This window comes from Microbacterium sp. SLBN-146, from assembly GCF_006715145.1.
In the GTDB taxonomy this organism is placed as follows: Bacteria; Actinomycetota; Actinomycetes; order Actinomycetales; family Microbacteriaceae; genus Microbacterium.
Map to the genome: position 1 here is coordinate 2430438 of NZ_VFMR01000001.1, position 22959 is coordinate 2453396.

Consider the following 22959-nt stretch of genomic DNA (forward strand, 5'->3'; position numbering starts at 1 on the left):
GGGGGCTTCTTCGTCTCACTCCCAGCGGTAGCCGGAGCCGCGCACAGTGGCGATGTGGTGCGAACCGAGCTTGCCGCGCAGGTAGCGCACGTAGACATCGACGACGTTCGACCCCGGATCGAAGTCCAAGCCCCACACACGGCTGAGCAGAACTTCTCTGCTGAGAACGGTGCCGGGGTTGCGCAGGAACTGCTCCGCGAGGGCGAATTCGCGCGCCGACAGTTCGACGTCCGTTCCCGCGACGCTCGCTCGGCGCGCGAGGACATCGAGGGTCACGTCTCCCTGCGTCACAACGACACTCGTGCTGGTCCCGGAGTCGCGCAGTCGGGAGCGGACGCGGGCGAGAAGCTCGTCGAAGGTGAAGGGCTTCGCCATGTAGTCGCTCGCACCCGCGTCGAGCCCTTCGACCGTGTCGCGTGTGCTCGAGCGGGCTGTCAGCATGATGACCGGAAGGGATGCGTCTCGTGCGCGCAGTTCGCGCAAGACCTCGAATCCATCCATCGAGGGCAACCCGACGTCGAGGAGGACCAGGTCGATGTCGCCCGCGAGCGCGGCTTCGAGCCCTTCGACCCCGTCGTCGGCTGTCACGGTGTCGTATCCCGCGCCGCGCAGTCCACGCGAGATGAAAGCGGCGATGTGGGGTTCGTCTTCGATGATGAGGATGCGGGTCATCCTGAGGCCTCTCGCTGGAGCACGACGTCTCCCGCACGAACGGGAGCAGGGATCTCGGGCGTCGACACCGGAAGCGGCAGGTGGATCGTGAAAGTGGCGCCGCCACCGGGGGAGTCGGTCACGATGCAGTGGCCGCCATGGGCTTTCGAGATGGCGTCGACGATCGCGAGCCCCAGGCCCGAGCCACCTACCGACCGCTTGCCGTGTGCGCGGTCGAAGCGGCGGAAGATCCGATGGCGGAGGGCCGGGGGAATGCCGCTTCCGTGGTCTCTCACCCAGAGGCGGATCCCGGTGGCGTCCTTCTCACTCCCGAGCTCGACCGGCGAGCCGGCAGGGGTGTACTTCGCGGCGTTGTCGGCGAGCTGCAGCCACGCCTGCACGAGGCGGTCCTGGTCTCCCAGCATCCGCCCCTCGGCGACGTGCTCGACGCTCCACGTGTGACCGGGAATGACGGCCACGAGTTCGCCGACGCGCTCCGTGAGGGCCGCGAGGTCGATGCGATCGATGGCGAACGATCCACCCTCGACGGTCGCGAGGAGATCGATGTCCTCGACGAGGCGCGTCATGCGGTCGAGTTCGGCGATGCCGAGGTCTCGCGCGAAGGAGACATCGGCGGCATCCGACGGATCCATGAGCTCGAGGTGCCCTCGCACGATCGTGATCGGCGTCTTCAACTCGTGGCGGACATCGTCGAGCAATTGTCGTTGGACATCGATGCTCCCCTCCAGCCTGTCGAGCATCGAGTTGACGGTTCGCGAGAGATCCGCGATCTCGTCGTTGCCTTCTGCGGGAAGGCGAGGGGACAGATCCGTGAGGGTGATGGCGCTCGCGGTATCCCGCAGATGCCGGATGGGGGAGAGGAGGCGTCCCGTCACGAACCAGCCCACGATCCCCATCGCTGCGAGCATGACGACGGCGGCGACCGCGTATGTCGTCATGGCCGCTGTGACGGGCGCGAGTTCGGACTCCAGATCCACGGCGCGCACGTAGACGCCCGTCTCGGGGTCACCGTCGACCGTGATCGGGATGGCGATGTACCTCAACGACCCCGCGTCTGTGACGGCTGTGCCGACGACCGTTTCCCCCGTGGCCGAGGTCTCCGCCACGACGCGGTCGATGAAGTCCTGGTCGTCCGAGATGTCGAAACCGGAGAGCGTGGAGGGGACGAAGCGGGGCTTGCCCTCGATGATCGCCACCGATGCCTCGTTGCGTGCCGGTACAAGACGGCGTACGGCGTCGTTGAGGAACGACTCGACCGTCGAATGGTCGCCCACGTCGACGAGGTCGCCGGGTGTCGAGCTCTCGTCGGCCTCGCGTGCGTCACCGGCGATATCGGCGACCGACTGCAGCCGCGACACCTGGTTCTCGAGGCGTTCGTCGATCTCGTTCAGCACCCATTCGCGCTGCACGAGGAACGTCACACTGCCCACGACGGCAAGGCCGACGCAGGCTACCGCAAGAACTGCCCCCAGGATGCGGACGCGTGCCGAGATCGGGCGTGGTGTACGTGCCACTCCCCGATTATGGCCCCCCGCGGGCTCTCCCGCGCACTTCTCGCGTGCCGGATCAGCCCGGATGCGTCATCGACAGCAGATCGAGACGCTCGTCGAGCTGCGCGAGCGTCAGCTCACCACGGTCGACGTAGCCGAGATCGAGGACGGCTTCACGCACCGTGACGCCGTTGGCGACGGCGTGCTTGGCGATCTTGGCCGCGGCCTCGTAGCCGATGAGCTTGTTGAGCGGAGTGACGATCGAGGGCGACATTCCGGCGAATGCGGCGGCGCGCTCGATGTTCGCTTCGAGGCCGTCGATCGTCTTGTCGGCGAGGAGACGCGTCGCGTTGGCGAGAAGCTCGATCGACTCGAGGAGGGCCGAGCCCATCACGGGGATCGCCACGTTGAGTTCGAAGGCACCGGATGCGCCCGACCACGCGATCGTCGCATCGTTGCCGATGACCCGCGCGCAGACCATGAGAACGGCCTCGGGGATCACCGGATTGACCTTGCCGGGCATGATCGACGATCCCGGCTGCAGGTCGGGGATGTGAAGCTCGCCGAGACCTGTGTTCGGTCCCGACCCCATCCAGCGGATGTCGTTGTTGATCTTCGTGAGCGAGACGGCGATGGTGCGCAGTGCACCGGATGCCTCGACGAGCGCATCGCGGTTGGCCTGGGCTTCGAAGTGGTCTTTCGCCTCCGTGATCGGCAGCTCCGTGTCGGCGACGATGAGTTCCAGGACCTTCTGGGGGAAGCCGGCGGGCGTATTGATGCCCGTTCCTACGGCGGTTCCGCCGAGCGGGACCTCGGCGACGCGGGGGAGGACCGACTGGACGCGCTCGATTCCGAGCCGCATCTGGCGCGCGTAGCCGCCGAACTCCTGACCTAGGGTGACCGGGGTCGCGTCCATCAGGTGCGTGCGTCCGGACTTCACGACGCTCTTCCACTCCTCGGCCTTCGTCTCGAACGCCACAGCGAGGTGGTCGAGAGCAGGGATGAGGTCGTCGATGAGCTCCTGGGTCACGGCGATGTGCACCGACGTCGGGAAGACGTCATTGGAGGACTGGGACGCGTTGACGTGGTCGTTCGGGTGGACCGGCGATCCGAGGTCGTTCGTCGCGAGGGTCGCGAGCACCTCGTTCATGTTCATGTTCGACGACGTTCCGCTCCCGGTCTGGTAGACGTCGATCGGGAAGTGCTCCGGGAACTCGCCCGCGATGACTCGGTCGGCCGCACGGGCGATCGCGTCGGCGATCGCACCGTCGAGAGTGCCGAGTTCCTTGTTGGCGAGTGCTGCGGCCTTCTTGATCCGGGCGAGCGCCGCGATCTGCGCCGGCTCCAGTGCGTCGCCCGAGATCGGGAAGTTCTCCACCGCACGCTGCGTCTGCGCGGCGTACAGGGCATCCTTGGGGACGCGCACTTCGCCCATCGTGTCGTGTTCGATGCGGTATTCGATATCGGTCACGTCGTTGTTCCTTCTCGGTGTGTCGTGGGGATGGTCAGTCGTCGGCCGTGACGCCGATGGCGATCGAGGGAACCGCCGTGCCTTCGCTGAGCCGGTAGTTCGCCCCGACGATGCCGAGGCGTCCGTCTGCGACGGCAGCGCTGATGAGCTCGGAGGACTGCAGGAGAGCGGCCACGGTGTCGCGGAGGTGCTCTCGGCCCACGGCTTCGGCGTCGACGGCGGCGGGCGCGACGCCGTCGACCGTCGTCGCGCGGATGACCCTGCGGGCAGCAGGCACGATCGGGGCGATCTGCCTCCAGATGTGCGTGGGAAGCGGAGGTGCATCGAGCTGCGTGCTCTCGATCGCGGCGTTCACGGCACCGCACGCGTCGTGGCCCAGCACGACGATGAGCGGCACCTCCAGAACGGCGACGGCGTACTCGAGGCTCCCCACGACGGAGTCGGAGATCACTTGACCGGCGTTGCGGACGACGAACAGATCGCCGAGGCCCTCGTCGAAGATGATCTCCGCCGCAAGTCGGGAGTCGGAGCATCCGAACAGTGCTGCGCGCGGGCGCTGACCGGCTGCCAGCTCATGGCGGCGTTCGACGTCCTGACGCGGATGGCGCGGCTCGCCCGCGACGAAGCGGTCGTTGCCGTGGCGCATTTCATCCCACACGGTCTGAGGCGTGGTGTCGGTGGTCACTCGGACTCCTCTGTCGGCATGTCGGCCAGGGTGAGCACTTCGGCGGAGACGGATGCGGCGAGGTCGTCGAGCGCTTCGTCGTCCGCGATGCCGTAGATCAGGACCGTATCGCCGCCGACGGACGTCGAGAGGGCGACGGAGATGTTGCCCGTCCGCGACGGATCGAGCTCGTATCGGTCCCACACGACACCGTCGATCGTGACCGTGTCGCCGGGCGCGGCACCCGAGAGTACCCGCGCCGGCCACGCCGCGTCCGCGTCGAATCCCTGCGCGACTCGGAGGAAGCCGCGTTCGTCTTGATCTGCCGGCGCGTAGACGATCGTCCAGGACCGCACAGAGCCCTCAGATTCGATGGCAGCGCGATTGACGGTCCAGTAGTCGGAGACCTCCGGGGCGATCGCGGGGCGACCTTCGCTGGCGGCGACGCGTTCGGCGGCCGCAGCCACGTCGATGGGGTCCTGTGGTCCCGGTGTGCCACGGGGGACGATGAAGATGATGACGGCGACGATGGCGACCGTCACGATGAGGGCGGCGACGAGATTTCTCGCCGTCTGACTCGACCGGTAGACCCGCGAGGACTCGGCCTTGCGTGCGGCGGTCTCGCCCGCCGTCTCGGGACGACCGAGTTCGGCGACGACGCGAGGAGAGCGCTCTGCCATCAGCTGTCCGTGTCGGGGGAGTCGCGGACCGCTTCGAGACGCCGTTTCGCCCCGAGAAGCCACTCTTCGCAGCGGGCTGCGAGAGCCTCGCCGCGCTCCCACAGAGCCAGGGACTGTTCGAGCGTCGGGGCTCCTTGCTCGAGTTCGGCGACGACGCGCACGAGCTCGTCTCGCGCCTGTTCGAACGAGAGCTCTTCGACGGCAGGGGCGGCCGGGTCGGTCATGCTGTCCATTCTAGAGTCGAGTCGATCATCGCACCGGCCGTGGAACTCAGGAGTCATGGTCGATCGGCGGGCGGAGATTCCTCCGTCACCTCACCCCGCGATCGGGCTGCGAAGGATCCGCGGCCCACCGTCACGACGACGTCGACACCTGGCGGCGCCTGCGCGGCATCCCGCACGATGACGCCATCGGCGAGGTGGGTGATCGCGTACCCGCGCGCGAGTGTCGAGGCGGGTGAGAGCGCGCGGAGCGACGCGCGCAGCTCGGACGTGCGACGAGTCTGCGACTCGAGCAGACGGTCGATGCGCTCGCGACCGCGCGCGACGCTAAGGAACACGTCGTGCGACCGGCTCGTGAGCATGGACTCGGGGGCGCGCAGCGAGGGGCGGGAGCGCAACTGCTCGAGCTGGGCGACGTCGTGAGTCAAGCGCTGCGTCAGACGCGACGTCAGACGCGCGCGGAGCTGTCCGACGAACGCGCGCTGCTCCGCGACGTCGGGAACGATTCGTTTGGCCGCGTCGGTGGGCGTGGACGCCCGAAGGTCGGCGACGTCATCGAGCAGCGGGTGGTCGTTCTCGTGCCCGATCGCCGAGACGATCGGCGTGGATGCCGCCGCGACGGCCCGAAGCAGGCGTTCGTCGCTGAACCCCAGAAGGGTCTGGGGATCCCCGCCGCCACGAGCGATGACGATGACGTCGACGTCCGGGTCCGCATCGAGTGCTTTGAGCGCCGCGATCGTCTCGGGCACGCAGCGGTCGCCCTGGACGGCGGCGTGCTTCGTGCGGAACCGCACGTGCGGCCAGCGGAGTTCGGCGTTGCGATGGACGTCCTTCTCGGCGTCCGAGTTCTCGCCGGTGATGAGCCCGACGAGGTGCGGGAGGAACGGAATCGGCTTCTTGCGGCGCGGATCGAAGAGGCCTTCGCTGCGCAGCTGCGCGCGCAACCGCTCGAGCTTCTCGAGCTGATCGCCGAGGCCGACATGGCGCATCGCCGAGACCGAGAAGCTGAAGTCGCCCGTCTTGACGAAGTAGTCGGCCTTGACGCACGCGATGACGTGATCGCCCACACGGAGGTCGTCTGGCAGCCGTTCGCGCGTCGAGGACCACAGTCGGAACGAGATGGCCGAATCGGTCGCGAGGTCCTTGACGCGCCCGAAGACGTTGCCGCCGCGGAGATTCCACGACGTGATCTCACCCTCGACCCACACGGACCCCCAGTTCTGAACGAACCCGCGGATCGTGTCGTTGAGCCTCGCCACCGACGTCGGTGCATCGGATCGAGAATCCCGCGGATGCACGGAATCCGGGGGTGGAGCCTCGCCCGGAACCGGGGCCGGCTGGAACGTCGTCATGCAGTCCTCTCGATGCGGCGCGCCGATACGCGTCGCCGGCTCGGCCTTCGCTCAGGCCCGCGCCCATAGAATCGGGGATGTGAGCCTCGCGTCTGCAACCCCTGCTGTCCGCATGCCCATGCCCCGCGTGCCGCGGCGGCGTGAGCGACTCCAGGATATCCCGGTGCAGGGACACAAGCGGGTGCTCCTGGCAGCCCCCCGCGGCTACTGCGCGGGCGTCGACCGCGCCGTCATCGCGGTCGAGAAGGCACTCGAGCGCTTCGGCGCCCCCGTGTATGTGCGCAAGCAGATCGTCCACAACATCCACGTCGTGACGGAGCTCGAGCAGAAGGGCGCCATCTTCGTCGAGGAGGTCGACGAGGTTCCTGAGGGCGCACACGTCGTCTTCAGTGCCCACGGGGTCTCGCCGGCAGTCGTCAACGCGGCATCCGATCGAGGACTCCTCGCGATCGACGCGACGTGCCCGCTCGTCACGAAGGTCCACCGCGAAGCCGTGCGCTTCGCCAAGAGCGACTACGAGATCCTCCTCATCGGCCACGAGGGCCACGAAGAAGTCGAGGGCACTGCGGGAGAAGCTCCCGATCACGTCACGGTCGTCAACTCGCCCGACGACGCCGACCGCGTCGAGGTGAGAGACCCGTCGAAGGTCGTCTGGCTCTCGCAGACGACGCTCTCGGTCGACGAGACCATGGAGACGGTGCGTCGACTGCGCGTGCGGTTCCCCGAGCTCCAGGATCCGCCCTCGGACGACATCTGCTACGCGACGCAGAATCGCCAGGTCGCGATCAAGAAGGTCGCGAAGGGCGCAGATCTCGTCATCGTCGTCGGCTCGGCCAACTCGTCGAACAGCGTGCGGCTCGTCGAGGTGGCGCTCGAGTACGGGGCGAAGGCCGCGTACCGCGTGGACTACGCCGACGAGGTCGAGCAGGCCTGGCTCGACGGTGTCGAGACCGTAGGCGTCACGAGCGGTGCGTCGGTGCCCGAGGTGCTCGTGCAGGAAGTGCTCGAAGAGCTCGCCGGTGCCGGGTACCGCGACATCGAAGAAGTGCGGACGGCCGAGGAAGACCTGCTGTTCTCGCTCCCGAAGGAACTCCGCCACGATGCCGCGGGCAATCGCGACGATCGCGCGATGGGCGGGCGCGGCCGCGTATGAGCGGAGACTATGCGCCCGAGATCGGGCCCGACGGGCGTGAGCGCCCGCGATTCGGCGAATACGCCACTCCGGAGGAGCAGCGCTCCCGGATCCAGCAGCCGGATGTGACCGAGGCGCTTTCGACGGGATCTGCGCCCGTCGATCAGGTCGTCGACACGCCCGTCGACGCGACGCCGGAAACCCCCGCTCCCGTCGCGGCATCGGCAACGCCTCGCCCGGTTTCAGCGGTGAATCGTCTCGCGACGATCGTGCTCCTCGCCTTCGGTGCGGCCAACGTGCTGTTCTCACTCTTCAGCTACCTCAACCTGGCGCCCGCGATCGAGCGATCGATGGACGTCCTGGGCGTGCCGGGTGAATTCACGAGCTTCGACGCAGCGCGTACGTGGGGGATCGTCGCGGCGATCGTGCTGCTCGCCGGCTATGTCGTCACCGCCGTCATCACGTGGCGCGTCCTGAAAGCCGGGCGCGTCTCCTGGTGGATCCCGCTCGTCGGCGCCGTCGTGACCTTCATCGCCGTGAGCTTCTGCATCGCGGTGCCGCTCATGGGGGATCCCGCTTTCATCGACTTCGTGTCTTCGGGCGCCTGAACGGCTCTCGTAGGATGACGGGATGCCGCGTCTGCTCGCCATCTGCGCCGTCCACCGACTGAGGTCGGACGCGGGCCCCGTCGGCGTCACCGCCATCGACAAGAGGCGCATCGATGGCGAGGCGAAGATCGGCGCCTACGGCGTCCGCACCGACGTCCAGGCCGACCGTCAGCATCACGGCGGTCTCGACAAGGCGTTGTACGCGTATGCCGCGGAGGATGCGGCGTACTGGGAACACGAGCTCGGCCGTGAGCTGCCGCCCGGGTTCTTCGGTGAGAACCTTCGCACGGAAGGCATCGACGTCAACGCCGCCCTCATCGGCGAGCGCTGGAGGATCGGCGAGCGCGTGGAGGTCGAGGTGACGATGCCGCGGACACCATGCCAGACCTTCGCCCGGTGGGTGGGTGGGTGGCGACGACGAACGGGGCTGGGTGCGCCGCTTCTCCGATGAGCGGCGACTCGGACCCTACCTGCGCGTCGTCGTCAAGGGGCGCGTGTGCGAGGGCGACGAGATCACCGTCATCCATCGTCCCGAGGGCGCCCCGACGATCCTGGACGTCTATCGGGGTCCGTGAGTCCTGTCCCGGTTGCCGTGAGACGACGGATGCCCCGACCCGGCGATGGGTCGAGGCATCCGGGAGTCGAACGTCAGGACGTGCTCTGGCCGTAGGAGCCGAGCTGCTTCGTCGCCGCGACGACGCGCGCCGCCATCGCCGACTCGGCGATCTTGCCCCATGCGCGCGGGTCGTAGGCCTTCTTGTTGCCGACCTCGCCGTCGACCTTCAGGACGCCGTCGTAGTTCGAGAACATGAAGCCCGCGACCGAGCGGGTGAAGGCGTACTGCGTGTCGGTGTCGATGTTCATCTTCACGACGCCGTTGGCGACCGCCTCGGCGATCTCGGCATCGGTCGAGCCGCTGCCGCCGTGGAAGACGAGGTCGAGAGGCTTCGCGCCGGTGCCGAACTGTGCCGCGATGCCCTTCTGGATCTCGCCGAGCAGTTCGGGCTTGAGCTTGACGTTGCCGGGCTTGTAGACGCCGTGGACGTTGCCGAACGTGAGAGCCGCGATCCAGCGACCGTGGTCGCCGAGACCCAGAGCCTCGACCACCTGCGCGACGTCTGCCGTGGTCGTGTAGAGCGCATCGTTCGAGCCCTCGTGCTGCACGCCGTCTTCTTCGCCGCCCACGACACCGATCTCGACCTCGAGGATCGCGTTGATCGCCTTGAGGCGGGGGAGGAGCTCCTTGGCGATCTCGATGTTCTCCGCCAGCGGGACGGCGGAGCCATCCCACATGTGGGACTGGAAGATCGGGTTTCCACCGTCGGCGACGACGGCTTCCGAGGCGGCGATGAGCGGCAGCACGAAGTCATCGAGAGCCGGCTTCGGGCAGTGGTCGGTGTGAAGTGCGACGGTGATGGGGTAGTTCTTGGCGACTTCGTGGACGAAGGCGGCGAAGGCGAGGGCACCCGTCGAGCGGCCCTTGACGGTGTGGCCGGCGAAGTAGTCGGCTCCACCCGTCGTCACCTGGAGGATCCCGTCGGAGCCGGCTTCGGTGAGTCCCTGGAGGACAGCATTGACGGACTGCGAGCTGGCCGCGTTGATGGCCGGGTACGCGAATCCGCCCGCCTTCGCGCGGTCCAGCATCTCGGCGTACTGCTCAGGGGTGGCGACGGGCATGTGTGCTCCTTCGAAGATGTGGGCCAACTCGCACGAGTCTATCGATGCACGTCCCCCGTCCGGGGACGGGTCCGCGTCCTCCGTTAGGCTACCGACGACCGCGAGACGAGAGGAGATCGGCGATGGCTCGCAAGTCCCTCGTGTCCCTCGTGGCCGACGAACTGCTCGATCGCATCATCGCGGGGGAGAGCCCGGTGGGTGCGCCCCTGCCGAGCGAAGCCGAGATCGGCGAGTCCTACGACGTCAGCCGCGTCACGGTGCGGGAGGCCCTGCGGGTCCTGTCCACCCAAGGGATCATCCGCGTCACATCGGGAATCGGGTCGCTCGTCGCTCCTCTCGATGAGTGGCAGTCCCTTAACGCGATCCTGAGATACCGCTCGGCGCGCGGCGACGACGGCGAAGTCGCGGAGCAACTCATCGCCGTCCGCCGGATGTTCGAGACAGAGGCCGCCGCGCTGGCGGCCACGAGGCTCACGCCGGACGCACTCGCCGAACTGCAGCGCTGCATCGACGCGATGACGCGGGCTGCCGATGCCGGCGAAGTGGACGGGTTCGTCGAGGCGGATCTCCGTTTCCACGATGTGATTCTCCGCGGATCTGAGAACGTCTTCCTCGCTGCCCTCTTCGAGCCGCTGACGAGAGTTCTCGCCGAGCGGCGCGCCCAGACTTCTCGCGTCCCCGAGATCCAGAGACATGCCATCGCCGAACACACGTCGATCCTCGCAGCGCTCCGCGAGGGCGACGCGAGTCGGGCGCGTGCGGCCATGGATCACCACATGCAGCAGACGCTGGACGACCTGCACACGTACGTGCTCTCGCGCCCCAGCTGACATCCGTCACACCGACCGTTGACACGGGGTCTTTCGCGATCTAACCTGTATGACACCTGACAACAGGTGCCTGATGAAGATGGTGCCGACAACGGAGTTGCTCATGAATCTCGCTGCGATGCTCGATCGTTTCCCCGCATCTCGCGGCGTCGACCCCGCGGTGATCGCCGACCGCGTCAACCGCGCGCATCGAGTGCTCATCGTTCTCGACGACGACCCGACCGGGACGCAGTCGGTCGCCGACCTGCCCGTGCTGGCGAAGTGGGAGGTCGCCGACTTCGAATGGGCTCTCGACACGGGGGCGCCTGCCGTCTACGTTCTGACGAACTCGCGCAGCGTCGACCCCGCGACGGCGGCGCGCATCAACCGCGAAGTCGTCTGGGCAGCTGTCGCAGCGGCTCGCGCACGCGGCATCCGCCCCGTCTTCGCGAGCCGCAGCGACTCGACGCTGCGGGGTCACTTCCCTCTCGAGCCCGACACCATCGCGGCGTCCCTCGCCGCGTTGGGCGAACCCGAGGTGGACGGGGTCGTGCTCGTCCCGGCGTTCCCCGATGCGGGCAGGGTGACGATCGGCGGTGTCCACGGGATGGTCGACGGCGACACCTTCACGCCGGTGGGGGAGACGGAGTTCGCCCGTGACTCCACCTTCGGCTACGCCTCGTCGCGGATGTCGGAGTGGGTCGAAGAGAAGAGCGAGGGAAGGATCGCCGCCGCGGATGTCGTGGAGATCACGCTCGACGTCATCCGCACCGGAGCCGAGGCCGTGGCGGAAGCGTTGACGACGGCCCGCCCGGGGAGTGTCTTCACGGTCGACGCCGTCAACGAAGACGACCTGAGGCAGCTCGCGCTCGGACTCGAGTTGGCCGAGGCGGCCGGTCGCACCTACATCTACCGGGTAGGACCCCCGTTCGTGCGAGCCCGGATCGGGCAGGCGCCGCGTTCGCCGCTCGACGTCTCTTCGCGGTCGGCCGACTCCGATGGCCGTGCTCCGGGCGGGCTCATCGTCGTCGGCTCGCACGTCGGCGTCACCAGTCGCCAGCTCGCCGATCTGACCGCTCGGCATCCCGCGGCGCTCGTCGTCGAGATCGATGTCCCCGCCCTCCTGGACCCCGAGACCGGGACCTCTCCCGTCGACGACGCCGTGATGCTCGTCGTCGAGGGGCTCGCGAGCGGGGACGTCATCCTCCACTCGAGCAGGACACTCATCCGCACCGACGACCCCGAGGAGAGTCTCGCGATCTCCCGCACCGTCTCGGATGCGCTCGTCGCCGTCGTCCGCCGCACGATCGCCGAACGGACACCGCACTTCGTCATCGCGAAGGGCGGAATCACATCGAGTGATGTCGCGAGCCGCGGACTCTCCATCCGTCGCGCGATGGTCCGCGGATCCCTCTTTCCCGGCATCGTCTCCGTGTGGGAACCCGCCGACGGTCCCGCCACCGGCATCCCGTACATCGTCTTCGCAGGCAACGTCGGAACCGACACGACCCTCACCGAGGCCGTCGAGAAGCTCTCGGCCCACGCCCGCACCTCCGTCGCTCGGGACCGAGCATGACCGAAAGGCACCGCATGACCACCCCTACCGTCGCCGTCCTGGGACTCGGCGCCATGGGCCTGCCCATGGCTTCGCGCCTCGCCGAGGATCTCGTCGTCCGCGGCTTCGACATCGCTCCCGCTCGTCTTGCGCTCGCCGAAGAGGCGGGAGTCATCAGAGCCGAGAGCGCGCAGCAGGCCGTGCGAGGTGCGCAGGCCGTGCTCCTCGCCGTGCGCGACTCGGCGCAGCTCGCGGACGTCCTGTTCGGTGAGACAGGCATCGTTGCGGATCTCGACGCCGGCTCGATCGTGATCCTGACCAGCACGGTCGGTACCGATGGGCTCGCCGACATCGTGGCGCGCCTGGCCGAGCACGCGATCGACCTCGTCGATGCGCCGCTATCGGGCGGCCCGGTTCGTGCAGGGGCGGGCGATCTGCTCATCGTCGTCGGCGCGACTCCCGACGCGCGTGAGAAGGCGTGGCCGATCCTCGAACGCCTCGCGTCGACCCTGACGGTCGTCGGCGATCGGCCCGGTGACGGGCAAGCGCTCAAGACCGTCAACCAGCTCTTGTGCGGAGTCCACATCGCGGCCGCCGCCGAAGCTCTCGCGCTCGCCGACGCTCTCGGCCTCGATCCCGAACGCACCCTGGAGGCGCTCGGGGCCGGCGCCGCGGCATCCTTCATGCTGGCCAATCGCGGTCCGCGGTCTCTGCAGGCCTACGACGAAGGCGGAGCCGAGGTGCTCAGCCGCCTCGACATCTTCGTGAAGGACATGGGCATCGTGTCGAAGGCCGCGCGCGCCGCTCACCTGGCAACCCCGCTCGCTGCGGCCGCCGAACAGCTTTACCTCCTCGGAGAGGCGCAGGGACTCGGTGAGAGCGACGATTCCGCTGTCATCCGCGTCATCGCCCCCGAACGTCGTTCCCGCTGATCCCCTCACCCCCTCATCGCTGTCGAAGGAGACACTCATGCCGGTCCCGATTCTGCTCGCCATCGGAGTGGGAGGAATCCTCCTCCTGCTTCTGCTCATCGTCCGATTCAAGGTCAACGCATTCCTGGCTCTGCTCATCACGAGCATCCTCGTCGGGCTGGCCGCGGGAATCCCGCTGGCAACCGTCCCCGCGACCGATGACGCGCCCGAAAGGCTCGGCATCATCCCGGCGATCATCGCGGGAATGGGGGGAACGCTCGGCTCGGTCGCCATTCTCGTGGCGCTCGGCTCGATGCTGGGGCGCATCATCGAGCTGTCGGGCGGAGCGTCGAGCCTCGCGGGGCGCTTCACCAAGCTCTTGGGGCCCCGTCGTGTCTCCGGCGCGTTGACCGCAGCGGCGCTCATCCTCGCAATTCCGGTCTTCTTCGACGTCGGATTCATCATCCTCGTTCCGATCATCTATGGCTTCAGCCACGCTGCGGGGCTCAATCCCGTGAAGTTCGGACTCCCGGTCGCGGGCATCATGCTCGCCGTCCACGTCGCCGTCCCGCCGCACCCCGGCATCGTCGGAGGTGCTGCTCTGCTCGGAGCCGACGTCGGCATGCTCACACTGCTGGGCATCGCGATCGCACTTCCGCTCGGTGTCCTGTCCCACTTCGTCTCGAAGTGGCTCAACCGTCGCGACTTCCCGATGCTCGCCTCCACGAAGGTCATGTTCGACGACTTCGGTGGAGGGAACGACACAGGTCGCGAAGGAGTCGGACCGGGCACGACGATGACCGGAACGATGACGCGGACCGAGGCGCCGCCGTCGGCGGGCATGATCCTCACGCTCATCCTGACGCCGCTCGTCATGATCGGCGCGGGGACGACGGGCGCCGCCCTGCTTCCCGCGGGCAACGCCGTGCGCGACATCCTCGGCTTCATCGGCGCCCCGATCTTCGCGCTTCTCGTGACCGTGCTCCTGGCCGCCTTCTTCCTCGGAGTGCGTCGCGGATGGTCGGGCGCGCATGTCTCCGACGTCTTCGAGTCGGCACTGCCGCCCGCTGCGATCGTCATCCTCGTCACGGGCGCAGGCGGCGCGTTCGCTCGCATCCTGACCGAATCGGGTATCGGCTCGGCGCTTGCAGGCACGCTCCTGTCGACGGGGCTCCCGATCATCGTGCTCGCCTTCGTCGTCGCCCTCGCGCTCCGCGCCGCCCAGGGCTCCGCGACCGTGGCGATCCTCACGACCGCGGGCTTGCTCGCCGAGGCCGTCACGTCGGGCGGGTACACCCCCATCCAGGTCGTCGTCATCGCCTTGGCGATCGCCTTCGGTGCGCTGGGACTGTCCCACGTCAACGACTCGGGCTTCTGGGTCGTGACGCGCTACCTCGGCCTCGGAGTGGCCGACGGACTGCGCACGTGGACCGTTCTCACCACGACGCTCGGTGTCGCCGGCTTCGCCGTGACGTCGGTCGTGTGGCTCCTGGTCGGCGGGATGTCGGCGTGATGGTGTCCAGGAACGTCGTGGATGAAAGAAACGTGATTCTTATGTCGGATGCTCGCGGGAATTCCCGTCGTGCGCGCGGCTCGCTGGCTAGGCTGACCGCATGGTGAGCCTTTCCGCCGACATGAGTCCGCTGCATCCTGACCGAAACCTCGCACTCGAACTCGTTCGCGCGACGGAAGCCGCGGCGATCCGCGCGGTTCCCTTCATCGGGCGGGGGCGAAAAGAGGATGCCGATGGGGCGGCCGTCGATGCGATGCGAGCCTTCTTCACGACCGTGAACTTCGACGGCACGATCGTCATCGGCGAGGGGGAGAAGGACGAAGCCCCCATGCTGTACAACGGCGAACGGGTGGGCAACGGTCGAGGACCGCGGGCGGATGTCGCGGTCGACCCGATCGACGGCACCTCGCTCACGGCCGCGGGGCGCAACAATGCGCTCTCGGTGATCGCCGTGTCGGATCATGGCACGATGCTCGACGCGTCGGCGGTGTTCTATATGGACAAGCTCGTGACCGGGCCAGCAGGGGTCGGAGTCGTCGATATCCGGCTTCCCATCGGTGAGAACATTCGTCGCCTCGCCGAAGCTCTCGGCAAGCCCGTCGACGAGCTCGTCGTGTCGGTTCTCCATCGCCCCCGTCATGACGCGCTGATCGAGGAGATCCGCGCGGCCGGTGCGGGAACGCGGCTCATGAGCGACGGCGACGTCGCCGGCGGGATCAATGCCGCACGGCACAACGCGCGCACCGACATGTGCGTCGGCATCGGCGGGAGCCCGGAGGGGATCGTCACGGCGTGCGCGATCAAGGCGCTCGGCGGGCACATCCAGGGTCGCCTGTGGGCGCGCGACGACGACGAGAAGCAGAAGGGCCTCGATGCCGGCCTCAAGCTCGACGGTCATGTCTACGAAGCCGACGACCTCGTGCGCGGCGACAACACGATCTTCGTCGCGACAGGCGTGACGGAGGGACAACTCGTCGCGGGTGTGCGTCGAGAAGGCGAATACCTGTACACGGAGAGCGTCGTCCTCCGTGGCAAGTCGGGCACGCTCCGCCGGATCTCCTCGGAGCACCTCGTTTCGAAGTGGCTGTAGCGGCGCACGGGGCGGGTCGGGACGCCCACGGCTGATCGGATCGAGAGCCGGATGGGATCCGAGGGACTCGTGTTGCAGATGTGAACGTCAATCCTCCCGATTCACAGTCGCCTCTGGCAGAATCGGCAGCGGTGTCAGTGACGACACGTCACCGTTCACCCTCGAGGAGGCTCTCGATGTCCATATCGTCCGGCACAACCGGTCCCCAGACGGGGGCGCACGCCGTCGTCGCCAACGCGATCGATCCGGCTCGTCGCCCCGATGTCCTTTTGCGCGTCCGTCGCGATGAAGGCCATGAAATCAGTGCGTGGTGGATGATCGGGGCATTCGTCCTGGTCTCCACCGCCGTCATCACTCTCCTGAGCTTCGTTCCCGGCGGCGCGTGACGTCCGCCGGAGCGAGTCCCGGTGCTCACACTTCTCCTCCGAGTCGCGAGCGGAGCTCGTCGAGTTCTGATGACCGAGCAGCTGTCTCGTGAGGGAGTTCGAGCCCTTCGAGAAGCTCCGGTGCCGTCATCCGACGAGGTGACGAATCGATCGTCGCAGGCGCGGAGATCGAGTCGAGCTTCGTCTCGTCGATGCCCGGGAAGCGGCGTGCGCTGACGAGCACACGCGACTCGAGTGAGCCGACGAGCCGGTTGTAGCTGTCGACGGTGCGTTCGAGTGCGCGTCGGAGATCGTCGGCGTGTCCCGCGAGCCCTCCGAGGCGGTCGTAGAGCTGGGTGCCGAGGTCGAACAACGTGCGCGCCTCTGCGGACACGTCCTGCTGCGTCCAGGTGTAGGCGACCGTCTTGAGCACCGCCCACAGATTGACCGGGGAGGCGAGCGCGACCCGCTTGGAGAAGGCGTGGTCGAGGAGAGCCGGGTCTTCCTCCAGGGCCGCCGCGAGGAGCGACTCGCTGGGCACGAAGCACACGACGAACTCCGGGCTCGACGACAACCCCGCCCAGTACTCCTTCTTCGCGAGGGCATCGACGTGCGCGCGCACCGCCTTGACGTGTTTCACGAGGAGCGCCGATCGGCGTGCTGCTTCGGATCCTCCCGCGGTCGAGGAGATGGCGCTCGCTTCGAGGTAGGCGTCGAGCGGCACCTTCGCATCCACCGCGATCGCCTTGTCGCCCGGAAGCCTGATGACCATGTCAGGACGCCCGTCTCCGGCATCGCTCGAGACCGTCGCCTGCAGATCGAAGTCGACGTGGCGTGTGAGCCCCGCGGCCTCGACGACGCGCTTGAGCTGCGTCTCTCCCCAGACGCCGCGCGTGCTGCCGGAGCGCAGCGCTCCCGCGAGCGACTCCGTCGTCGTGCGGAGGACCTCGTCGGTCTCATGTGCGCGCCGGAGCTGCTCGGCGAGCGCGCCGAACTGGGCGTGGCGGTCGCGCTCGAGGTCATCGACCTTCGACTGCATCGTGTGCAGCGTCTCTTGCACGGGTCCGAGGGCGCGAAGCACGGCCTGCTCTCGCCGTTCGCGTTCTTCCCGCGCCGCGTGGTCGGCGCGTGTCTGCGAGACCAGTTCGCGGTAGAGGAGATGCTGGTGGTCGAGCTGCGTTTGCACGCCGAGCCGACTCGCCTCGGCACCCGCGAGCGCCGCACGAGCCTCGGCGAGATGGCCAGCCGCGCGAGCGCTCCCGCGAGCGACACCGGCGATCCAGCCTGCAAGAGCGCCGAGAGCGAGGCTCCCGACGACGATCAGTGAGACGGTGAGTGCGTCCATGGTGAGAGCATGACGGAGGGGTCCGACATCGCGGCGCAGGCGCGGATCAGGCCGCGAAAGTGCGTGGCAGCTCGGGCTGGGCGGCGATGACGATCTGCGACACGCGGACGCCCGCGCCGATAGCGACATCGTCGATGTCGTCCACACCCAGTCGACGCGCCGCATCGATCATGACGTGGGCGCACGCGAGCGCGTCGGCCGTGGCATTGTGATGCGCGAACTCGGCGAAGCCGGCTTCGGCGGCGACGAACGGCAGTCGGTACGACGGGAGCTGGTACACGCTTCGGGCGACCTGCAGAGTGCACGCGTAGCGGTACGGCGGGCACTCGTCTCCGGTCGCCTCGCACGCGCGCTTGAGGACGGCCATGTCGAACCCGGCGTTGTGCGCGACGAGCACGTCGGCACCCGCGAAAGCGGCCAGGTCGCCGAGCTGATCGCTCCACGACTTCGCATCGACGACGTCCTCCGCGCGGATGCCGTGGATGCGCGTATTGAGGTCGAAGAAGGCGTCGTGCCCCGCCGGCGGACGGATGAGCCAGCCCGTCGAGGCGACGACTTCGCCCCCGCGCACCCGCACCATGCCGACGGCGCAGGCCGACGCATTGCTGGAGTTCGCCGTCTCGAAGTCGATCGCGGTGAAGTCCAATGGCACGAATCCACCTTCACCCGGCGCGCTCGCCGCGCGGGGGAGGCGCGCCGGTCACGCGTCGTAGGCTCGATGCGTGACCGACCACGAGGATCTTTCACGATCGTTCGGAGCCGCTGCGGGTGCGTACGAGGCGGGCAGGCCGGACTACCCCCTCGAGGTCGTCCGCTGGTTGCTGGAGCCCGCGCGCCTCGCGGACCGGCGCATCCGCGTCGTCGACGCGGGCGCCGGTACGGGAAAGCTCACCCGGGTCATCGTGGAAGCGGAGGCCGAGGTGGTAGCGGTCGACCCGGACCCGGACATGCTCGCGGTGCTGCGTTCCCGGGTGATCGGCGTCCCCGCGTTCACCGGGACAGCGGAGCACCTGCCTCTTCCCGACGCGTCCGTCGACGCTGTTCTGCTCGGCCAGGCATGGCACTGGGTCGCCCCCGATGCCGGTGCGAGAGAAGCCGCGCGGGTCTTGGGGCCGGGAGGACTCCTCGGTCTCGTGTGGAACATCCGCGACGACGACGTGCACTGGGTCGCCGAGCTGACAGAAGCGATGCGGGGGAGTCACGCCGAGCGGATGCTGGCCGAGGACGGCGTGCGCATCGGCCTGCCGTTCCCGACTCCCGAGCGGAAGACGTGGCGGTGGGTGCGGACGATGGATCGGACGGCGCTCCTCGACATGGTCGCCTCCCGCAGCTACGTCATCACGGCCGATCCCACGCACCGCGCCGAGATCCTGGCGTCGGTGGAAGCGATCTTCGATCGCGAGCGACGTGACGAGGACGGCACGGACGTCGTCGACCTGCCCTACCGGACCGAGGCCTTCCGCAGCATCCTCCCGTGATGGCGGCGCGTGGGGCGTGGAGCCGTCACACGTAGACTGGATGCCCGTGGCTCTTACTATCGGCATCGTCGGCCTGCCCAACGTCGGCAAGTCCACTCTGTTCAATGCGCTGACCAAGAATCAGGTGCTCGCGGCGAACTATCCGTTCGCGACGATCGAGCCCAACATCGGCGTCGTGAACCTTCCCGACCCGCGTCTCGACACGCTGGCCGAGATCTTCCACTCCGAGCGGATCCTCCCGGCCGCCGTGTCGTTCGTCGACATCGCCGGCATCGTCCGCGGAGCATCCGAGGGAGAAGGACTCGGCAACAAGTTCCTTGCGAACATCCGCGAGGCCGACGCCATCGCTCAGGTCGTGCGCGGCTTCGCCGACGACGACGTCGTGCACGTCGACGGTGCCGTCAACCCCCGAAACGACATGGAGACGATCAACGCCGAGCTCCAGCTCGCGGACCTCGAGACGCTCGAGCGGGCGATCACGCGGTACGAGAAGGAGGTCCGCGGCAAGAAGCTCGACCCGTCGGTCCTCGAGGCGGCTGTCGCTGCGCGCGACGCCCTGCAGCGTGGCGAGCTCCTGTCGGCGTCGGGAATCGACATCACGCCGATCCGTGAACTGGGTCTTCTCACCGCGAAGCCCTTCATCTTCGTCTTCAATGTCGACGAAGCCGTCTTGACGGATGCCGCGGCGAAGGCCGCGCTCGCGGAACTCGTCGCTCCCGTACAGGCCGTCTTCCTCGACGCGAAGATCGAGTCGGAGCTCATCGACCTCGACCCCGAGGATGCCGCGGAGCTGCTGGCATCCACGGGGCAGGACGAGTCGGGCCTCGACCAGCTCGCCCGCATCGGCTTCGACACACTGGGACTGCAGACGTACCTGACGGCGGGGCCGAAAGAGGCGCGCGCCTGGACGATCGGCAAGGGCTGGAAGGCACCGCAGGCGGCGGGTGTCATCCACACCGACTTCGAGAAGGGCTTCATCAAGGCCGAAGTCATCTCGTTCGACGACCTCGTCGCGACGGGATCGGTCGCCGAGGCCCGCGCGAAGGGCAAGGCGCGCCTCGAGGGCAAGGACTACGTCATGCAGGACGGCGACGTCGTGGAGTTCCGCTTCAACAACTGACGGTCGTCGGGATTCTGAACGTCCTCACGATCGTCTGCGTGCGACATTGCGGAGTCATCGAGCTGCCTGCCCGCGCGGTCGTTGTCAGCGTCGGAGCCTGGTCGACCTGCGGATGAGGGATGCCGCGGACACGGCGAGTCCGAGCGCGAGCAGGCCCGCACCGGCGATCAGGACGGGTGACACCTCGATGCCGGTGGCTGCGAGGTGCGCAGACGTCGGCTGCGACGTGGGCGTCGAGCCGCTGCCGGGCGCGACCGCCTGCACAGTGGCTTCTGCGGTCTCCGAGGTGACGCTTCCCAGGCAGTTCGACACCACGGCGCGGTAGGAGCTGGTCCGTTCAGGCGTGGTGGTGAGGGATCCCTCGGTCTCGCCGACCAGGTCCTCCCACGTGGAGCCGTTCTGGATCTGCCACTGGATCGTGGGCGTCGTGTCTCCCTCCACGCTGATGCTCGTCGCGAAGGTGCCTCCGGGCGTGATGGTCGCCGAGGCAGGTTGCGCGACGATCGTGGCGGCGCTGCCGTAGGTGAATCGGTTGGGGAAGGTGAACGAGTAGTCCTGGCCGAGCTGCGTGTACGAGACGATCACATTCACCGGCCCGCATTCACCCGGGGGAGTCTGCGCCGTCCAACGGGTTCCGTCGTAGGTGAGATCCGTGCCAGGCGTGCCGCCGAAGGTCACCTCGGTGACCGTCGTCGCACCGCCCGGGACGAGGGTGGGCGGGGCGTTGGGGACGAAGACCGGAAGTCCGTACCCGCCCGTGCCCCACGTGTACACGTTGCCGTCCGAGCCGAGTGCCGTCGAGGCATCGGTGGTGAGCGAGATCGTCGCGAACTCGACCCCCTCGGGCACCAGAACGCGGATGGGTACGGCGGTGCCTGTGCGCTCCAAGCCGTCACCGAGCTGGCCGGCGCGGTTGTCGCCCCACGCCCACATCGATCCGTCCGCCGTCAGAATCGCCGTGTGGTAGCCGCCCATGCCGAGCTCGGTGACGACAGAGCCCGCAGGCAGCTGCGCCTGAACCGGTGTCGCGCGGTTGGTGGTGCTTCCGTCGCCCAGCTGGCCGTATCCGTTGTCACCCCAGCCATACACGGTGCCGTCGGTTGCGAGGGCGACTGTCGACTGGATGCCCGAGGAGACACTCGTGAACGTCAGTCCCGCGGGCGTGTCCACCCGTGCGGGCACGTCGCGACGAATCGCGACCCCGCCGTCGCCCAGCTGACCGAAGTTGTTCCAGCCCCAGCTGTAGAGAGCGCCGTCCGACGCCAGCGCGACGGAGTGGTAGGCCCCCGCGGCGATGGACGTGAAGGTCAGTCCTTCCGGCACCAGCACCCGCACGGGAGTGAGTCGGCTCACGAGCGTTCCGTCGCCGAGCGTTCCCTCCGGATTGGCGCCCCAGGCGTACGTATTGCCGTCCGAGCCCAGCGCGAGCACATGCGTGTGGCCGACGGACAGTCGGGTGAATGCGACGCCGGGCGGTGTGGCCACGGACACAGGGGTCGAAGTGCTGGTCGTCGTGCCGTCGCCGAGCTGGCCGTAGTCGTTGGTGCCCCAGCCGTAGGTCTTCCCATCAGAACCGATCCCGAACGCGAACTCGATACCGCTGTAGACCTCGGTGAACGTCACGCCGGCCGGAGTGCGCACGGGCGCCATCCCCGCGACGCCGCTGATCGTGCCCCGGCCCAGCTGGCCGCTCTGGTTGTCGCCCCAGGCGTAGATGCGTCCGTCCGAAGCCGCGGCCGCCGTGAAGTTGAAGCCTCCCGACACCGACGTGAATCGTTCCTGAGGGAGGAGGTCGCTCACGATCGTGCCGCCCGTCGTCGGACCGGACACGGGACTGGGTGCAGCGGATGCCGCCAGAGGCGCGGTGGACATGAGTCCAACCAAGATCAGAAGCGCGGCGGCAGTGGTCAGGTGGGTGCGGCGAGTGGTCGTCACGGGATATCTCTCCTCGAGGCAGCCGTCCGGCGTTGCCCCTCGCTCCATGCTCTGCGAGCGGCCTCAGCAGCACCACGGACCTAGGTCGCCTGTCTGACGCGTCACGAGCCGGTGGGCTGCGGCGTCCGATGCATCGCTGCCGTCCTCGTTTGCTACCGTCGTCGAGGACGAAACCCCGTGAGAGGACAGACGAGACGTGACGGACATTGAGATCTTCGAGCCCGAGGGACGCGCGATCCCGTATGCCGTCGAGGGGGAGGGGCCTGCGGTCGTGCTGATCGCGGGACAGGGTCTCACGATCGGATATCTCGGAACCCTCGCGCACTCGGTCTCGGAGGAGGACTTCCGCGTCGTTCGGATCGGGTCGCGCCGACCGTCTGACGGAGCGGTCGCCGTCACCATGCACGATCTCGCTCGGGACGTCGTCGATGTCATGGACCATCTTTCCGTCGATCACGCCTGGGTCGGCGGACACGGGTTCGGCGGGGCCGTCGCCCGCATCGTGGCGCTCGATCATCACGATCGCGTCAACGGAGTCCTGCTTCTCGGGGTCGCGACCGACGCGACCGACGCTGTAGACCTGGCGGACGTTGCGGCGCCGTTCCACGATGCGGGCGTTGTCGCACTGCAGCGTGCAGCGTGGGAGGCGCCGGGCGAACTCGCTCCGACGGTTCCCGTCCTCGTCATCCAGGGCGCCGACGACCGCATCACCCCGCCCGACAACGGCGAGGCGCTCCGCTCATCAGCACCGGGACTCGTCAGCGTCGTGACGATCGACGGGGCAGGGCATCTGTTCCCCGCAACACACATGGGAGCAACCTCGTGGGCGATCGAGGACTATCTCGACTGGGACTGACTCCCACCCACCGCC

The 22959-nt window shown here is 68.0% G+C and carries 24 protein-coding genes; 13 read left to right on the forward strand and 11 right to left on the reverse strand.

Features of this window, described 5'->3' with window-relative positions; all coding sequences use genetic code 11:
- Positions 1–15 precede the first annotated feature (15 nt).
- Genes FBY39_RS10625 through xseA form a run of 7 tightly spaced genes read right to left on the reverse strand, consistent with a single transcriptional unit; the run spans position 16 to position 6550 of the window.
- Positions 16–672 carry a response regulator transcription factor gene (locus FBY39_RS10625; RefSeq protein WP_141932275.1) on the reverse strand — a complete coding sequence of 219 codons (657 nt, stop codon included), beginning with the start codon at positions 670–672 and terminating at the stop codon, positions 16–18.
- Positions 669–2186: a HAMP domain-containing sensor histidine kinase gene (locus tag FBY39_RS16530; protein WP_186336942.1), complete on the reverse strand. Its 1518-nt coding sequence runs from the start codon at positions 2184–2186 to the stop codon at positions 669–671. The genes FBY39_RS10625 and FBY39_RS16530 overlap by 4 nt, the downstream gene beginning before the upstream one ends.
- A gap of 52 nt (positions 2187–2238) precedes the next feature.
- A complete protein-coding gene (locus FBY39_RS10635; RefSeq protein WP_141932276.1) occupies positions 2239–3633 on the reverse strand; it encodes an aspartate ammonia-lyase in 1395 nt (464 codons plus the stop codon).
- Between the two features lie 34 nt (positions 3634–3667).
- A complete protein-coding gene (locus tag FBY39_RS10640) occupies positions 3668–4279 on the reverse strand; it encodes a carbonic anhydrase (RefSeq protein ID WP_141934104.1) in 612 nt (203 codons plus the stop codon).
- Positions 4280–4314: 35 nt separating this feature from the next.
- Positions 4315–4977, reverse strand: coding sequence for a DUF4245 family protein (locus FBY39_RS10645; RefSeq protein WP_141932277.1), 663 nt, complete (start codon positions 4975–4977; stop codon positions 4315–4317).
- Positions 4977–5210, reverse strand: coding sequence for an exodeoxyribonuclease VII small subunit (locus tag FBY39_RS10650; RefSeq protein WP_396652270.1), 234 nt, complete (start codon positions 5208–5210; stop codon positions 4977–4979). The genes FBY39_RS10645 and FBY39_RS10650 overlap by 1 nt, the downstream gene beginning before the upstream one ends.
- Before the next feature lie 44 nt (positions 5211–5254).
- Positions 5255–6550 carry an exodeoxyribonuclease VII large subunit gene (gene xseA, locus FBY39_RS10655; RefSeq protein ID WP_141932279.1) on the reverse strand — a complete coding sequence of 432 codons (1296 nt, stop codon included), beginning with the start codon at positions 6548–6550 and terminating at the stop codon, positions 5255–5257.
- Positions 6551–6668: 118 nt separating this feature from the next.
- Between xseA and FBY39_RS10660 the strand changes: the two genes are divergently transcribed.
- The 4 genes from FBY39_RS10660 to FBY39_RS16725 are packed head-to-tail and all read left to right on the forward strand — an operon-like array spanning position 6669 to position 8865.
- A complete protein-coding gene (locus FBY39_RS10660) occupies positions 6669–7703 on the forward strand; it encodes a 4-hydroxy-3-methylbut-2-enyl diphosphate reductase (protein ID WP_141934107.1) in 1035 nt (344 codons plus the stop codon).
- Positions 7700–8290, forward strand: coding sequence for a DUF6264 family protein (locus FBY39_RS10665; protein ID WP_141932280.1), 591 nt, complete (start codon positions 7700–7702; stop codon positions 8288–8290). The genes FBY39_RS10660 and FBY39_RS10665 overlap by 4 nt, the downstream gene beginning before the upstream one ends.
- Positions 8291–8312: 22 nt before the next feature.
- A complete protein-coding gene (locus FBY39_RS10670) occupies positions 8313–8741 on the forward strand; it encodes an MOSC domain-containing protein (RefSeq protein WP_260837682.1) in 429 nt (142 codons plus the stop codon).
- Positions 8722–8865, forward strand: a complete 144-nt coding sequence (locus FBY39_RS16725; protein WP_260837684.1) for a hypothetical protein — start codon at positions 8722–8724, stop codon at positions 8863–8865. The genes FBY39_RS10670 and FBY39_RS16725 overlap by 20 nt, the downstream gene beginning before the upstream one ends.
- A gap of 73 nt (positions 8866–8938) precedes the next feature.
- Here FBY39_RS16725 and fbaA read toward each other — a convergent pair whose 3' ends face one another.
- Positions 8939–9985, reverse strand: coding sequence for a class II fructose-bisphosphate aldolase (gene fbaA, locus FBY39_RS10675; protein WP_260838069.1), 1047 nt, complete (start codon positions 9983–9985; stop codon positions 8939–8941).
- A 104-nt stretch (positions 9986–10089) separates the two neighbouring features.
- Here fbaA and FBY39_RS10680 point away from each other — a divergent pair, with 104 nt between their 5' ends.
- From FBY39_RS10680 to FBY39_RS10705, 6 genes are all read left to right on the forward strand, one after another.
- A complete protein-coding gene (locus tag FBY39_RS10680; protein ID WP_141932282.1) occupies positions 10090–10797 on the forward strand; it encodes a FadR/GntR family transcriptional regulator in 708 nt (235 codons plus the stop codon).
- A gap of 73 nt (positions 10798–10870) precedes the next feature.
- Positions 10871–12352 (forward strand): four-carbon acid sugar kinase family protein, encoded by a 1482-nt coding sequence (locus tag FBY39_RS10685; RefSeq protein WP_396652271.1) that lies wholly within the window; start codon positions 10871–10873, stop codon positions 12350–12352.
- A gap of 14 nt (positions 12353–12366) precedes the next feature.
- On the forward strand, positions 12367–13263 hold the full coding sequence (locus FBY39_RS10690; protein WP_141932283.1) for an NAD(P)-dependent oxidoreductase: 897 nt from the start codon (positions 12367–12369) through the stop codon (positions 13261–13263).
- 37 nt (positions 13264–13300) lie between these two features.
- On the forward strand, positions 13301–14755 hold the full coding sequence (locus FBY39_RS10695; protein WP_141932284.1) for a GntP family transporter: 1455 nt from the start codon (positions 13301–13303) through the stop codon (positions 14753–14755).
- Between the two features lie 100 nt (positions 14756–14855).
- On the forward strand, positions 14856–15845 hold the full coding sequence (gene glpX, locus FBY39_RS10700) for a class II fructose-bisphosphatase (protein ID WP_141932285.1): 990 nt from the start codon (positions 14856–14858) through the stop codon (positions 15843–15845).
- A 176-nt stretch (positions 15846–16021) separates the two neighbouring features.
- A complete protein-coding gene (locus FBY39_RS10705; protein WP_141932286.1) occupies positions 16022–16231 on the forward strand; it encodes a UDP-N-acetylmuramyl pentapeptide phosphotransferase in 210 nt (69 codons plus the stop codon).
- A gap of 25 nt (positions 16232–16256) precedes the next feature.
- On the opposite strand, the gene FBY39_RS10710 is transcribed toward FBY39_RS10705, so the two are convergent.
- Both FBY39_RS10710 and FBY39_RS10715 read right to left on the reverse strand, forming a co-directional pair.
- The gene (locus FBY39_RS10710) at positions 16257–17555 is read right to left on the reverse strand and encodes a DNA recombination protein RmuC (RefSeq protein ID WP_141932287.1); all 1299 of its coding nucleotides are present in this window, start codon (positions 17553–17555) and stop codon (positions 16257–16259) included.
- Between the two features lie 46 nt (positions 17556–17601).
- The gene (locus FBY39_RS10715; protein WP_141932288.1) at positions 17602–18207 is read right to left on the reverse strand and encodes a 3'-5' exonuclease; all 606 of its coding nucleotides are present in this window, start codon (positions 18205–18207) and stop codon (positions 17602–17604) included.
- Positions 18208–18277: 70 nt separating this feature from the next.
- On the opposite strand from FBY39_RS10715, the gene FBY39_RS10720 reads away from it, so the two are divergent.
- Positions 18278–19033: a class I SAM-dependent methyltransferase gene (locus FBY39_RS10720; protein ID WP_141932289.1), complete on the forward strand. Its 756-nt coding sequence runs from the start codon at positions 18278–18280 to the stop codon at positions 19031–19033.
- 46 nt (positions 19034–19079) lie between these two features.
- The gene (gene ychF / locus FBY39_RS10725) at positions 19080–20153 is read left to right on the forward strand and encodes a redox-regulated ATPase YchF (protein ID WP_141932290.1); all 1074 of its coding nucleotides are present in this window, start codon (positions 19080–19082) and stop codon (positions 20151–20153) included.
- 84 nt (positions 20154–20237) lie between these two features.
- Here ychF and FBY39_RS10730 read toward each other — a convergent pair whose 3' ends face one another.
- Positions 20238–22025: a hypothetical protein gene (locus FBY39_RS10730; protein ID WP_160133099.1), complete on the reverse strand. Its 1788-nt coding sequence runs from the start codon at positions 22023–22025 to the stop codon at positions 20238–20240.
- A 259-nt stretch (positions 22026–22284) separates the two neighbouring features.
- Between FBY39_RS10730 and FBY39_RS10735 the strand changes: the two genes are divergently transcribed.
- The gene (locus FBY39_RS10735) at positions 22285–22944 is read left to right on the forward strand and encodes an alpha/beta fold hydrolase (protein WP_141932292.1); all 660 of its coding nucleotides are present in this window, start codon (positions 22285–22287) and stop codon (positions 22942–22944) included.
- The last annotated feature ends 15 nt before the right edge of the window (positions 22945–22959 follow it).